Raw genomic sequence first — 12,667 nt, 5'->3', positions numbered from 1 at the left:
CCGGTGCGCGACGAGGTGTCGTCGCGCACGTCGGAGATCCCCTGCACCCTGCCGGAGTCGGCGAGCTCGGCGATCTTCAGCGCGAGGTTGTCGGGGTTGACCATGTAGGGCAGCTCGCTGATCACGAGCGTCGTGCGGCCCTTGGCGTCCTCGTCCACGTCGATCACCGCGCGCTGCGTGACCGAGCCGCGACCGGTCTTGTAGGTCTGCTCGATGCCCTGGCGGCCGACGATCAGCGCGCCGTTGGGGAAGTCGGGTCCCTTGATCCGCTCGAGCAGCGCCTCCTGGAGCTCCTCGCGCGTCGCGTCGGGGTGCTCGAGCGCCCAGCGTGCGCCGTCGGCGACCTCGCGCAGGTTGTGGGGCGGGATCGAGGTGGCCATGCCGACCGCGATGCCGGCCGAGCCGTTGACCAGCAGGTTGGGGAAGCGGGCCGGCAGGATCTGCGGCTCCTCGGAGCGACCGTCGTAGTTGGGACCGAAGTCGACGGTGTCCTCCTCGATGTCGCGCACCATCTCCATCGCCAGCGGCGCCATCCGGCACTCGGTGTAGCGCATCGCGGCCGCGGGGTCGTTGCCCGGCGAGCCGAAGTTGCCCTGGCCGTGGATGAGGGGGGCGCGCATCACCCACGGCTGGGCGAGGCGGACGAGGGTGTCGTAGATCGCGGTGTCGCCGTGGGGGTGGTACTGACCCATGACGTCGCCGACGACGCGGGAGCACTTGGAGTAGCCGCGGTCGGGGCGGTAGCCGCCGTCGAACATCGCGTAGAGCACCCGGCGGTGCACCGGCTTGAGCCCGTCACGGACGTCGGGCAGCGCGCGGCCCACGATGACGGCCATCGCGTAGTCGATGTAGCTGCGCTGCATCGACACCTGCAGGTCGATCGGCTCGATCCGGCCGCCGGGCCCGGGTCCGTCCCCGCCGCCGCTGATCAGGTTTCCGGTCTGCTCAGTCACGTCTCTTCGTCTCTCTGTCTGGCTCTACTCGAATCTAGGAATCGTCTTAGACGGCTAGATATCGAGGAATCGGACGTCCTTGGCGTTGCGCTGGATGAAGGAGCGGCGTTGCTCGACGTCCTCGCCCATGAGGATCGAGAAGATCTCGTCGGCGCGGGCCGCGTCCTCGAGCGTGACCTGCAGCAGGATCCGCCCGGCGGGGTCCATCGTGGTCTCCCACAGCTCGTCGGCGTTCATCTCGCCGAGACCCTTGTAGCGCTGGACCGGGTTCTCCTTCGGGAGCTTCCTGCCCTGCGCGAGGCCGTCCTTCATCATCGCGTCGCGCTCGGCGTCGGAGTAGACGAACTCGTGCTCGGCCGGCTTGTTCCACCGCAACCGGTAGAGCGGCGGCTGCGCCATGTAGACGTAGCCGTGCTCGATCAACGGCTTCATGAACCGGAAGAGCAGGGTCAGCAGCAGCGTGTTGATGTGGTGGCCGTCGACGTCGGCGTCGGCCATCAGCACGATCTTGTGGTAGCGCAGCTTCTCGAGGCTGAACTCCTCGTGGATGCCGGTGCCGAGGGCGGAGATGATCGCCTGGACCTCGGTGTTGGCGAGGACCTTGTCGATCCGCGCCTTCTCGACGTTGAGGATCTTGCCGCGGATCGGGAGGATCGCCTGGACCCGCGGGTCGCGGCCCTGCTTGGCCGAACCACCCGCCGAGTCACCCTCGACGATGAAGACCTCGCACTCCTCGGGGCTGGTCGACTGGCAGTCGGCCAGCTTGCCGGGGAGGCCGCCACCGCCGAGCAGGCCCTTGCGGTTGCGGGCGAGGTCGCGCGCCTTGCGCGCGGCGATCCGGGCGGACGCCGCGGCCTGGGCCTTGCGGACGATGTCGCGGCCCTCCTGGGGGTTCTGCTCCATCCATGCGCCGAGCTGGTCGTTGACCACGCGCTGCACGAAGCCCTTGGCCTCGGTGTTGCCGAGCTTGGTCTTCGTCTGTCCCTCGAACTGCGGCTCGCCGAGCTTGATCGAGATGATGGCCGTGAGCCCCTCACGGATGTCGTCGCCGCTGACCCGGTCCTCACGCTTCTTGATCAGCCCCCACTCCTCACCCCAGTTGTTGACCAGGGAGGTGAGCGCCGCGCGGAAGCCCTCCTCGTGGGTGCCGCCCTCGTGGGTGTTGATGGTGTTGGCGAACGTGTGGACCGACTCGGTGAACGTCGTGTTCCACTGCATCGCCACCTCGAGGCTCATGTGGTTCTCGGACGCGTCGGGCGTCTCGGCCTCGAAGGAGATGACGGTGGGGTTGGCCTTGTCCTTGCGCCGGTTGAGGTGCTCGACGAAGTCGACCAGGCCACGGTCGTAGCGGAAGACCTGCTCGAGGCCGCCGCCCTCGCCGCGCTTGATGGCGTCGACGCCCTGCTGGTCGACGGAGTCGGCGACCGTGTCGTCTGCGACGGCCTCGACGATCTCCTCGGCCGCCGGCCGCTCGTCGCGGACGACGATCTCGAGGCCCTTGTTGAGGAAGGCGTACTCGCGGATCCGCGAGGTGATCGTCTCCAGCGAGTGGGTCGTGGTCTCGAAGATGTCGGGGGAGGGGTAGTAGACGATCGTGGTGCCGGTGCGCTCGCCGTCGGCCATCTCGCGCACCTGCTCGAGCGCACCGTCGGGGACGCCCACCGTGAAGGTCTGGCGCCACTCGTGGCCGCGGTTGCGGACGGTGGCGATGACCCGCGACGACAGCGCGTTGACGACCGAGACACCGACGCCGTGGAGGCCGCCGGAGACCTTGTAGCCACCGCCGCCGAACTTGCCGCCCGCGTGGAGCACGGTGAGCGCGAGCGTCAGCGCGGGCAGCTCCTGGCCGGGCGCGGTGTCGGTGGGGATGCCGCGGCCGTTGTCCTCGACCCGGACCCCGCCGTCCTCGAGCATCGTCAGCACGATCCGGTCGCAGTGACCGGCCAGTGCCTCGTCGACGGCGTTGTCGACGATCTCCCAGATCAGGTGGTGGAGACCGCGCTCACCGGTGGACCCGATGTACATGCCGGGGCGCTTGCGGACCGCCTCGAGGCCCTCGAGGACCTGGATCGCGGAGGCGTCGTACTCGCCGGAGGGGCCGGTCTGCTGGTTCTGCTCCGCGGTCACGCGCACCTTCTTCGCACAGGGGACAACACAGGGGTCTTCACATGGAGGTGGCCGCGCCGGATGAGGGTGCGACCACGACTCCCATGATAGCCCGCAGAATGGCCCAGATCACGCACCGCCCCTGTCTGTGGAGGGGGATCCGGGAGCAGAAACGCCCCTGAGCGATCCGGAACCGGCTGCTGCGGCGCCGCGCAGGGGGGTCGTCGGGGCCCTGTACCGGGCCACCCCTCCCAGATCGCCTCCTGATCAGCCGTAGGTGTCGCGGGGTCCGCGGCCGCCGCGGACCGACCGCCCACCCTTGGTCCAGGAGGGCCCGTGGGGCCCCAGGACCTCGATCAGGGTGACCGTGCCGTGGCCCAGCTCCTCGTTGAGACGGCGGACGACGGTCGGCGCCAGCAACGTCAGCTGCGTCTTCCACGCCGTCGAGTCGGTGCGCACGACGAGCTTGCCGTCGGCGAAGCTCTCGGGCGTCGAGTGGTCGCCGACCTCCGGGCCGACCAGCTCGCGCCAGCGGCCGAACACCGCGTGGACCTTGAGGTCGACCTCCCAGCCGTGGTCGTCGACCAGCCGACCGACGGTGGTGTCGAGCAGCTGGGGGTCGCGCTCGTCGGGATGGGCGCCGGTGGCCTTCTGCTTCGACGGCAGGGGAGTACGCCGCCGCTGCTGCGCCCGCCGGGCGGGTGTCGAGCTGCGCGACGCCTTGGTCATCGCCCGCGCGAGGTCGAGGCCGTCGTCCTGGTGGTCGTCCTGGTGGTCGACCTGCTCGTCCGGCCCGGGGGTCTCCTCAGTCGTCACGGACGACCTCCCCGCCGCCGACGAGGTAGCGGACGCCGGCCAGGGCCTCGGGGACGTCGGCGGCGACCGCGGCGGTGACCAGGACCTGCTCCGCGCCCGACACGAGGTCGGCGAGCTGGTGGCGCCGCTCGGTGTCGAGCTCGGCGAAGACGTCGTCGAGGATCAGGATCGGGTCGTCACCGTCGGCGCGCAGCAGGTCGTAGGACGCGAGCCGCAGCGCGAGCGCGAACGACCACGACTCGCCGTGGCTCGCATAGCCACGGACCGGCAACCGCGCGTCCGCGCTGCCGAGGGTCAGCCTGAGCTCGTCACGGTGGGGTCCGACCAGGCTGATGCCGCGGTCGAGCTCGTCGGAGCGCCGGGCCTCGACCTCGGCCAGCAGCCGGTCGGTCAGCGCGGCACGGTCGGTCGCACCGGCCAGGTCGAGGCTGGCGACGTAGTCCATCTCCGCGTCGTCGCGGGTCGCGCCGCGGGCGACGGTCTCGTAGGCCTTGCCGAGGTAGGGGCGCAGCTGGTCGACGAGCGCGAGTCGGGCTTCCAGCAGCTCCGCGCCGGTGCGCGCGAGGTGGGCGTCCCACACCCCGAGCGTCGAGATCGCGCCGTCGCGGGCGCTGCCCCGGGCGAGACCCGCGGTCTTGAGCAGGCTGTTGCGCTGCTTGAGGACGCGGTCGTAGTCGGAGCGCACACCCGCGAGCCGGGGCGTGCGCAGCACCAGCAGGTCGTCGAGGAACCGGCGCCGGTCGGAGGGGTCGCCCTTGACCAGGGTGAGGTCCTCGGGCGAGAAGACGACGGTCCTCACGATGCCGAGGAGCTCCCGGGCCTTCGGCAGCGGCGACCGGTTGATCCGCGCCCGGTTGGAACGACCGGGGTTGAGCTCGACCTCGAGCGTCGCGGTGCGTCCGTCCTTCACGACAGCCGCCCGCACGATCGCCTGGTCGGTCCCAGCGCGCACGAGCGGGGCGTCGGAGGAGACCCGGTGGGAGCCGAGACGCGAGAGGTAGTCGATCGCCTCGACGAGGTTGGTCTTGCCCTGGCCGTTGCGGCCGATGAACGCCGTCGCCCCGGGACCCAGCGCTACGTCGAGGTCGGCGTAGGACCTGAAGTCGTGGAGGGTCAGGTGGGCGACGTGCATGTCCGGGGCTAGTCGTTGTCGGGGACGTCGCCGCCCTTCGGCGACGAGGTGTGCACGGCGTGGCCCCCGAACTGGTTGCGCATCGCGGCCACCGCCTTCATCGCCGGCGAGTCGTCCTGGCGCGAGACGAAGCGTGCGTAGAGCGCGGCGGTGATCGCGGGAGTGGCGACGGCGTTCTCGATGCCGGCCTCGACGGTCCAGCGACCCTCGCCGGAGTCGTCGGCGTAGCCGCGGATCTTCGACAGGCCGGGGTCCTCCTCGAGCGCCTTGACCATCAGGTCGAGCAGCCAGGAGCGGATGACCGTGCCCTCGCGCCAGGAGTCGAAGACCTCGGGGACGCTGTCGACGAGGTCGACGGTCTCGAGCAGCTCCCAGCCCTCGGCGTAGGCCTGCATGATCGCGTACTCGATGCCGTTGTGGACCATCTTGGAGAAGTGTCCGGCGCCGACCTTGCCGGCGTGGACCGCCCCGGACTCTCCTTCGGGCTTGAGCGCGTCGAAGGCCGGCTGGACCTTCGCCACGTCGTCGGCGTCGCCGCCGTACATCAGGGCATAGCCGTTCTCGAGACCCCACACGCCGCCGGAGACGCCGCAGTCGACGAAGCCGATGCCGCGCTCGGCCAGGAAGTCGGCGTGACGCTGGTCGTCGGTCCACCGCGAGTTGCCGCCGTCGACGACGACGTCGCCCTCGTCGAGCAGCTCGGCCAGGGCCTTGACCGTGTCGCGGGTCGGGTCGCCGGAGGGCACCATGACCCAGACGACCTTCGGCGAGGGCAGCGCCTCGACGAGCTCCTCGAGGCTGCCGACGTCCGCGAGGTCGGGGTCGCGGTCGTAGCCGACCACCGTGTGCCCCGCGTTGCGCAGGCGGGTGCGCATGTTCCCGCCCATCTTGCCCAGACCGATGAGACCGATGTCCATACGGCTGACCCTACGCCCGTGGGGGCGGGGTCAGGAGAGCAGGCGGCGCGGCATGAGCAGGTAGCGGAACGTCGAGTCCTGCCCGTCGCCCACGCCGCTCATGACGACCGGCTTCGACGACTGGGTGAACGCGAGCTCCACGGACGACTGGTCGATGGCGGTGAGCCCGTCGAGCAGGAACTGCGGGTTGAAGCCCGTCGTGAGCGCCTCGCCGTCGATCTCGGCGTGGAGCGACTCCGACGCCTGGGCCTCGTCGCCGGAGCCGGCGTCGAGGGTGAGCTGGCCGCCCTCGTCGTTGCTGAAGGCGAGCTGGACCGCGGTGTTGCGCTCGGCGACCAGCGCGACGCGCTTCACCGAGTCGACCAGGTCGCCCTTGTCGACGGTCGCGGTGGTCAGGTGCTCGGGCGGGAACAGGTTGCGCACCTTGGGGAACTCGCCGTCGAGCAGGCGGGTCGTCGTACGCCGGACGCCACCGGCGCCGAGGCCCTCGAAGCCGATGATGCCCTCGCCGGTGCCCGACGCCGCGAGCGCGATCGTGAGGTCGCCGCCGCCGGTGAGCGACTTCGCCGTGTCACCGAGGACCTTGGCCGGAACGAGCGCGGCGACCGAGGTGTCGGGGGTGCGCGGGTCCCACTCGAGCTCGACGTGGCTGAGCCGGAACCGGTCGGTCGCGAGCAACGAGACCGTCGAGCCGTCGATCTCGATCCGGACGCCGGTCAGCACCGGCAGCATGTCGTCGCGGCCGGCGGCGGTGACCGCCTGGGAGACCGCGTGGGCGAAGCGAGCGCTGGGGACGGTGCCGGTGGCGGCCGGCATGTCCGGGAGCCGGGGGTAGTCCTCGACGGGCATCGTCTGCAGGCTGAAGCGCGCCGAGCCGCAGGTGAGCGAGACCCGCGGACCGTCGAGCACCATGTCGACCGGCTTGGCCGGCAGGCTGCGACAGATGTCGGCGAGCAGTCGCCCGCTGACGAGGGCCTGGCCCTCGTCGGAGACCTGCGCGTCGGTCAGGGTCGCGCGGGCCGAGGTCTCGTAGTCGAAGGTCGAGAGCACCAGGCCCTCGTCACTGGCCTCGATCAGGAGGCCGGCGAGCACCGGGACGCTGGGGCGGACCGGGAGGCTGCGGGCAGCCCAGGCGACGGCATCGGCGAGGACGTCGCGGTCGACTCGGAACTTCACGGTGGCGTGGTCCTTCAGGTCTCGTGGGAACGGACGGTCACGTGCGGGGGAGGGCACACGCGGAGGCGGGGTCTGCATCCTGCCACGCGAGAGGGAGCCGGGGCAGGGGAGATGCGCAGAACGGGTGGTTCTCCCCAGGTCGGAGCCCGAGTCGAATTACACGGATTCGTGATCCATGGAGGTACTCGTAGGAGTCATAGCGTCGGTGGAAACTGTGGAGAACTCGTGTCGTCGCAGGTCAGCGATCGTTTTGGGTGTGCACACGGGATGTGGAGGGGCGCGTGACGAACGGCGTCGGGATGTGAACGACAGATGACGCGCCCGTCAACACTCACCGGTTGTGCACAGCATGTGCAGAGAGATCGGGCGACGAACCACATCTTCTCCACAGCAGATTTCCTGTGGTTCGGACGGGTCCCCGGGCCGGGTCAGCCCTGACGAGCCTGGAGCTTGACGCGGTTCGTGAGCTCACTGACCTGGTTGAAGACCGCACGCCGCTCGGCGAGCAGCGTGTTGATCTTCCGGTCGGCGTACATCACCGTCGTGTGGTCGCGGTTGCCGAACTCGGCACCGATCTTCGGGAGCGAGAGGTCGGTGAGCTCGCGGCAGAGGTACATCGCGATCTGGCGGGCCATCACGAGGTGGCGCCCGCGGCTCGGTCCGGTGAGCTCCTCGATCGTCAGTCCGAAGTAGGCCGCGGTCTGCGCGATGATGAGGCCGGCGGTGATCTCGGGCTCGCCGCCCTCGGGGATCAGGTCCTTCAGCACGATCTCGGCCAGGGTCATGTCGACCTCCTGGCGGTTGAGGTTGGCGAAGGCCGTGACCCGGATCAGGGCGCCCTCGAGCTCGCGGATGTTGGTCTGGATCTTCGAGGCGATGAACTCGAGCACGTCCGGCGGCGCGGTGAGCCGGTCCATGGCCGCCTTCTTGCGCAGGATCGCGATGCGCGTCTCGAGGTCGGGCGGCTGGACGTCGGTGATCAGGCCCCACTCGAACCGGTTGCGCAGCCGGTCCTCGAGCGCCTCGAGCCGCTTGGGCGGACGGTCGGAGGTCAGCACGATCTGCTTGTTGGCGTTGTGGAGCGTGTTGAAGGTGTGGAAGAACTCCTCCTGGGTCTGCGTCTTGCCCTCCAGGAACTGGATGTCGTCGATCAGCAGCACGTCCACGTCGCGGTAGCGCCGCTTGAACCGGTCCTGCCGGTCGTCACGGATGGCGTTGATGAACTCGTTGGTGAACTCCTCGCTGGAGACGTAGCGCACCTTCGCCCCCGTGTAGAGCGAGCGCACGTAGTGGCCGATGGCGTGGAGCAGGTGCGTCTTGCCCAACCCGGAGTCGCCGTAGACGAGCAGCGGGTTGTAGGCCTTGCCGGGCGCCTCGGCGACGGCGACCGCCGCCGCGTGGGGGAACCGGTTGGACGAGCCGATGACGAAGGTCTCGAAGGTGTACTTCGGGTTGAGCCGGGTCTCGAGGGAGGACGCCGCGGCCGGCGACACGTTCACGCTGACCTGGTCGCCGCCGGGGTCGCGCGCGGCATCGTGTCGATTTGTCGACATGTCGCCCTGTCGCTCTGTCGACGTCTGCTGGGTCGGCAGGTCGGCGACGGTGCCCACCGAGCCGGCCTCGACCGGCTCGACGGGCTCGAGCGCCGGGTCGACCGTGACGGCGATCCGGACGTCGCGGCGGAAGGCGACCGTCAGCGCCTCCTCGAGCTGGGCACGCAGCCGCCCCTCGAGCTGACCTCGGGTGAAGTCGTTGGGCACCGCGATGATCGCGGTGCTCTCGTGGAGGGTGACCGGTTGGCTGGTCGCGAGCCAGGCGCGCTGGTAGGCCTGGAGCTCGGCGAGCACGCCGCGCCACGCGGCGTGGAGGTCGGTCGGGGCGCCGGTGCCGCCCGTCGGCTCGGAGGCCTGGTCGGTCGGGGGGTGGTCCACGAGAGCCGCCTTCTCTGTTGCGTCGGTCTGTCGGTCCACAGTTTTGTCCACAAGCTGTGAACCCGCCTCACCGGGTGTGGACGAGGGAGTCCCCGCGGGTCGGAAGTCGGCGGTCCGGCGGCCGTTTCTGCAGGTCAGGCGCGGTGTCCTGGTGGTTGTGACCCCGGTCACGCCGCTGCTGTGAGCCGTCCCGGCACCCCCGGTCGGGAACCTCGGAGGCCGTGAACGTAACAAGGCGCCGGGGGCCCCGGCAAGGAGTTCTCCACAGGCTGGCCGGACCGGGCCCGCCGAGGGTTTGACCCTGCTCGCGGCGCCCGCGTACCGTTGGCCGGTCACTGCGTGTCGTTCCCACGCCCCGGCGGGGGGTCACACGAGCCAGTCGACCGGTGCCGCATGTCCACGGACCCAGGACCCACGTCCGTGGCCGGGCGGTGCCAGCCGAAGCCGGCAGGCCCGATCCGTCCCTCGAGTGGGCGACCGTTCCACACCGAAAGAGATCTTGACGTGAGCAAGCGTACGTACCAGCCGAACAACCGTCGTCGTCACAAGACGCACGGCTTCCGCCTGCGCATGCGTACCCGCGCCGGCCGTTCCATCCTGTCCTCGCGCCGCCGCAAGGGCCGCAAGAGCCTGGCCGTCTGAGCCGACCGCCGTGCTGCCCGCGGCGAACCGGCTCACGCAGGCGCGGGACTTCCGTCACGCGATCCGTTCCGGTCGCCGCGCCGGCTCGCGCACCCTCGTGGTGCACCTCTCGACCGAGGACCCGACGACTCCTGTCTCCACGGCAGGTCCGGAGGGCCCGCGGGTGGGGCTGGTCGTCAGCAAGGCGGTGGGCAACGCCGTCACCCGCAACCGTGTGCAACGTCGCCTCCGACACCTGGCCCGGGAGCAGCTCACAGCGCTCCCGGGCTCTGGCGTGCTCGTGGTCCGTGCGCTCCCGCCCGCTGCCGACGCGTCGTCGGCGGAACTCGGCGCCGACCTCACCCGTTGCCTTGGTCGGGTGATGTCGTGAAGTACGTCTTGATCGGCCTGCTGAAGGCCTACCGCACCCTGATCAGCCCGCTCTACGGCCAGGTGTGCCGCTACCACCCCTCCTGCTCGGCGTACGCGCTCGAAGCCGTGACCGTCCACGGGAGCATCCGTGGGTCCTGGCTCGCCGTCCGCCGTCTCGTCCGTTGCCACCCCTGGGCAGCCGGCGGCTACGACCCCGTTCCCGCTCGACCAGCTCGACCCAGCCGAGGAGCCTGAGTGTTCGACTTCATCATGAACCCGCTGTACTACGCGATCTCCTTCCTCCTGAAGGGGTGGCACAGCCTGTGGACGGCGGTCGGTCTCGACGCCGCCGGTGGTGCGTCGTGGGCGCTGTCGATCATCGGTCTGACGCTGGTCATCCGGGCCGCGCTGATCCCGCTGTTCGTCAAGCAGATCAAGTCCAGCCGGAACATGCAGCTGATCCAGCCGAAGGTCAAGGAGCTGCAGAAGAAGTACGGTCACGACCGCGAGCGCCTCGCCCAGGAGACAATGGCGCTCTACAAGGACTCGGGCACCAACCCGTTCGCCTCGTGCCTGCCGATCCTGTTGCAGATGCCGATCTTCTTCGCCCTCTTCGGAGTGCTGCGCAGCGCCGCCCAGGAGGTCCCGAAGGGCGTGCTGACCCAGGCCGACGCGACCCAGTTCGGCGAGGCGCGGCTGTGGGGCGTCCCGCTGTCGAGCTCGCTCGTGGACTCCGGCGGACAGGCCTCCGTCATCGCGATGGCGATCTTCCTGGTGCTGGCCATGACCGCCACCACCTTCTTGACCCAGCGTCAGCTGATGAGCAAGAACATGCCGGCCGATGCGCTGTCCGGCCCCTACGCCCAGCAGCAGAAGCTGCTGCTCTACGTGCTGCCCGTCGTGTTCGCGGTCGGTGGCATCGCCTTCCCGATCGGCGTGCTCTTCTACTGGACCACCTCCAACCTCTGGACGATGGGTCAGCAGTTCTACGTGATCCGGAACAACCCGGCCCCCGGGACGCCGGCGTTCGCCGCCAAGGCGGAGCGGGACAAGGCGAAGGCCGCCAAGCACGGCGAGCTCCCGCCGACCCACACCGAGCCCGGCGAGGCCGCGGCGCCCGAGGTGCCCGAGAGCGACCGGCGATCCGCCCAGCGGCAGCAGCCGAAGAAGCAGTCGCGTGAGCAGCGGAGCAAGCAAGGCAACAAGAAGAAGCCCGGTGGCAGCGGCTCCTCCTGAGTGAGCGCCCGCCCGTGAACCTGCACCACCACGACACAGAGGAATCCACATGAGCGAGCAGATCGAGCAGACCGAAGAGATCGAGACCCCCGCGCCCGACGCGGACGAGTCCGCGGAGACGTCGCGGCTGTCGCGGCGTGAGCGTCTCGAGGAGGAGGGCGACATCGCCGCCGACTACCTCGAGGAGCTCCTCGACATCGCCGACCTCGACGGTGACCTCGACATGGACGTCGACGGCGACCGGGCGTCGGTCTCCATCGTGGGGGGCGACCTGCAGCAGCTCGTCGGACGTGACGGCGAGGTGCTCGACGCGCTCCAGGAGCTGACCCGGCTGGCGGTCTACCGCGAGACCGGTGAGCGGTCGCGGCTGATGCTCGACGTGTCGGGCTTCCGGGCGCAGAAGCGGGAGCAGCTCGTCGAGCTGGCCTCGCAGACCGTCGCCCGCGTGAAGGAGACCGGCGAGTCGGTGGCGCTGGACGCGATGACGCCGTTCGAGCGCAAGGTCGTCCACGACGCCGTCGCCGAGGCAGGTCTCACCTCGGAGTCCGAGGGCGTCGAGCCGCGTCGCTACGTCGTGGTGCTGCCCGCGTGACGCCTGTTTCACGTGAAACCGGCGACCGGCCGGAGGCACCCCCTGCGCCCTCTGCGGCGCGGGGGGTGTTCGGTTCCGGGCGCCTGAGGCTCGCCGAGCAGTACGCCGCGTGGCTCGCCGGCGAGGGGGTGGTGCGCGGCGTCATCGGGCCACGAGAGGTGCCCCGGCTGTGGGACCGGCACCTGCTCGGCTGTGCGGTCGTGTCGGAGGCGGTGTCCGAGGACGTCTCCGTCGCCGACGTGGGCAGCGGTGCCGGCCTGCCCGGGCTGGTCCTCGCGATCGCCCGTCCGGACCTGACGGTGACGCTGATCGAGCCGCTGTTGCGACGCACGACCTTCCTGCAGGAGGTCGTCGACGACCTCGGGCTGACCAACGTCGAGGTGGTGCGCGCCCGCGCCGAGGAGCTGCACGGACAGCGGACGTTCGACGTGGTCACGTCGCGGGCTGTGGCCGCGTTGGACAAGCTCCTGGGCTGGTGCGTCCCGCTCACCGCGCCCGACGGCGCCGTGCTGGCGATGAAGGGCGGCCGCGCTGCCGAGGAGATCGCGGCGGCCACGAAGGCCTGGCGGCGACTGCAGTGCACGGAGCCTGAGGTGCTGACGGTGGGCGCCGCCCTCGAGCCGCCGACGACCCTGGTCCGGGTGGTTCGCCGTCGGCACGGTGTGAGAGGTTGACCCGGTGACCCAGCCCCTCGGGTGGCCCGCGCGCGACGACGGGCCACGACGCCGTGACGAGTTTTCCACCGGCCTGGGCTGGCCCGGTGAGCGCATCTCTCCACAGGATGCACCAGTTCATCCACAGGCTGCGGACATGAC

Annotated in this window: 12 protein-coding genes and 1 pseudogene; 6 read left to right on the top strand and 7 right to left on the bottom strand. The window is 70.2% G+C overall.

Going from position 1 to position 12,667, the window contains the following annotated elements; genetic code table 11:
• The 7 genes and pseudogenes from ABD091_RS09560 to dnaA all read right to left on the bottom strand — a co-directional run.
• On the bottom strand, window positions 1-863 hold an 863-nt coding region (locus ABD091_RS09560; RefSeq protein ID WP_343920925.1), incomplete at its 3' end, for a DNA gyrase subunit A.
• Window positions 864-1,007: 144 nt separating this feature from the next.
• Window positions 1,008-3,080 (bottom strand): DNA topoisomerase (ATP-hydrolyzing) subunit B, encoded by a 2,073-nt coding sequence (gyrB, locus tag ABD091_RS09555; protein ID WP_343917765.1) that lies wholly within the window; start codon window positions 3,078-3,080, stop codon window positions 1,008-1,010.
• Between the two features lie 246 nt (window positions 3,081-3,326).
• Complete coding sequence (locus ABD091_RS09550) at window positions 3,327-3,875, bottom strand: DciA family protein (RefSeq protein WP_343917763.1); 549 nt, start codon at window positions 3,873-3,875, stop codon at window positions 3,327-3,329.
• Window positions 3,865-5,007 (bottom strand): DNA replication/repair protein RecF, encoded by a 1,143-nt coding sequence (recF, locus tag ABD091_RS09545; RefSeq protein WP_343917761.1) that lies wholly within the window; start codon window positions 5,005-5,007, stop codon window positions 3,865-3,867. Before recF ends, ABD091_RS09550 begins: the two co-directional genes overlap by 11 nt.
• 8 nt (window positions 5,008-5,015) lie before the next feature.
• Window positions 5,016-5,936, bottom strand: a pseudogene (gnd, locus tag ABD091_RS09540) (phosphogluconate dehydrogenase (NAD(+)-dependent, decarboxylating)); the annotation flags it as partial.
• A gap of 18 nt (window positions 5,937-5,954) precedes the next feature.
• Window positions 5,955-7,100 carry a DNA polymerase III subunit beta gene (gene dnaN / locus ABD091_RS09535; protein ID WP_343917759.1) on the bottom strand — a complete coding sequence of 382 codons (1,146 nt, stop codon included), beginning with the start codon at window positions 7,098-7,100 and terminating at the stop codon, window positions 5,955-5,957.
• 428 nt (window positions 7,101-7,528) lie between these two features.
• On the bottom strand, window positions 7,529-9,031 hold the full coding sequence (gene dnaA / locus ABD091_RS09530; RefSeq protein WP_379189522.1) for a chromosomal replication initiator protein DnaA: 1,503 nt from the start codon (window positions 9,029-9,031) through the stop codon (window positions 7,529-7,531).
• Between the two features lie 504 nt (window positions 9,032-9,535).
• On the opposite strand from dnaA, the gene rpmH reads away from it, so the two are divergent.
• The 6 genes from rpmH (at window position 9,536) to rsmG (ending at window position 12,526) form a co-directional block, all read left to right on the top strand.
• Window positions 9,536-9,673, top strand: a complete 138-nt coding sequence (gene rpmH, locus ABD091_RS09525; RefSeq protein WP_148845282.1) for a 50S ribosomal protein L34 — start codon at window positions 9,536-9,538, stop codon at window positions 9,671-9,673.
• 10 nt (window positions 9,674-9,683) lie between these two features.
• Complete coding sequence (gene rnpA, locus ABD091_RS09520) at window positions 9,684-10,043, top strand: ribonuclease P protein component (RefSeq protein WP_343917755.1); 360 nt, start codon at window positions 9,684-9,686, stop codon at window positions 10,041-10,043.
• On the top strand, window positions 10,040-10,279 hold the full coding sequence (gene yidD, locus ABD091_RS09515; protein ID WP_343917753.1) for a membrane protein insertion efficiency factor YidD: 240 nt from the start codon (window positions 10,040-10,042) through the stop codon (window positions 10,277-10,279). The genes rnpA and yidD overlap by 4 nt, the downstream gene beginning before the upstream one ends.
• A gap of 15 nt (window positions 10,280-10,294) precedes the next feature.
• Window positions 10,295-11,260, top strand: coding sequence for a membrane protein insertase YidC (gene yidC, locus ABD091_RS09510; RefSeq protein WP_343920923.1), 966 nt, complete (start codon window positions 10,295-10,297; stop codon window positions 11,258-11,260).
• 49 nt (window positions 11,261-11,309) lie between these two features.
• Window positions 11,310-11,852 carry a Jag family protein gene (locus tag ABD091_RS09505; protein WP_343917751.1) on the top strand — a complete coding sequence of 181 codons (543 nt, stop codon included), beginning with the start codon at window positions 11,310-11,312 and terminating at the stop codon, window positions 11,850-11,852.
• A 65-nt stretch (window positions 11,853-11,917) separates the two neighbouring features.
• A complete protein-coding gene (rsmG, locus tag ABD091_RS09500) occupies window positions 11,918-12,526 on the top strand; it encodes a 16S rRNA (guanine(527)-N(7))-methyltransferase RsmG (RefSeq protein ID WP_343917749.1) in 609 nt (202 codons plus the stop codon).
• The last annotated feature ends 141 nt before the right edge of the window (window positions 12,527-12,667 follow it).

Source organism: Nocardioides aestuarii (assembly GCF_039527245.1).
GTDB lineage: Bacteria > Actinomycetota > Actinomycetes > Propionibacteriales > Nocardioidaceae > Nocardioides > Nocardioides aestuarii.
The sequence above is the reverse complement of the archived record's forward strand: the minus strand, read 5'-3'. Positions and strand labels throughout refer to the sequence as shown.

Bases quoted from the DNA above. Each gene is read 5' to 3' on its own strand.
- recF (WP_343917761.1), bottom strand. From the start codon at position 5,007: ATGCACGTCGCCCACCTGACCCTCCACGACTTCAGGTCCTACGCCGAC.
- yidC (WP_343920923.1), top strand. From the start codon at position 10,295: ATGAACCCGCTGTACTACGCGATCTCCTTCCTCCTGAAGGGGTGGCAC.
- ABD091_RS09505 (WP_343917751.1), top strand. From the start codon at position 11,310: ATGAGCGAGCAGATCGAGCAGACCGAAGAGATCGAGACCCCCGCGCCC.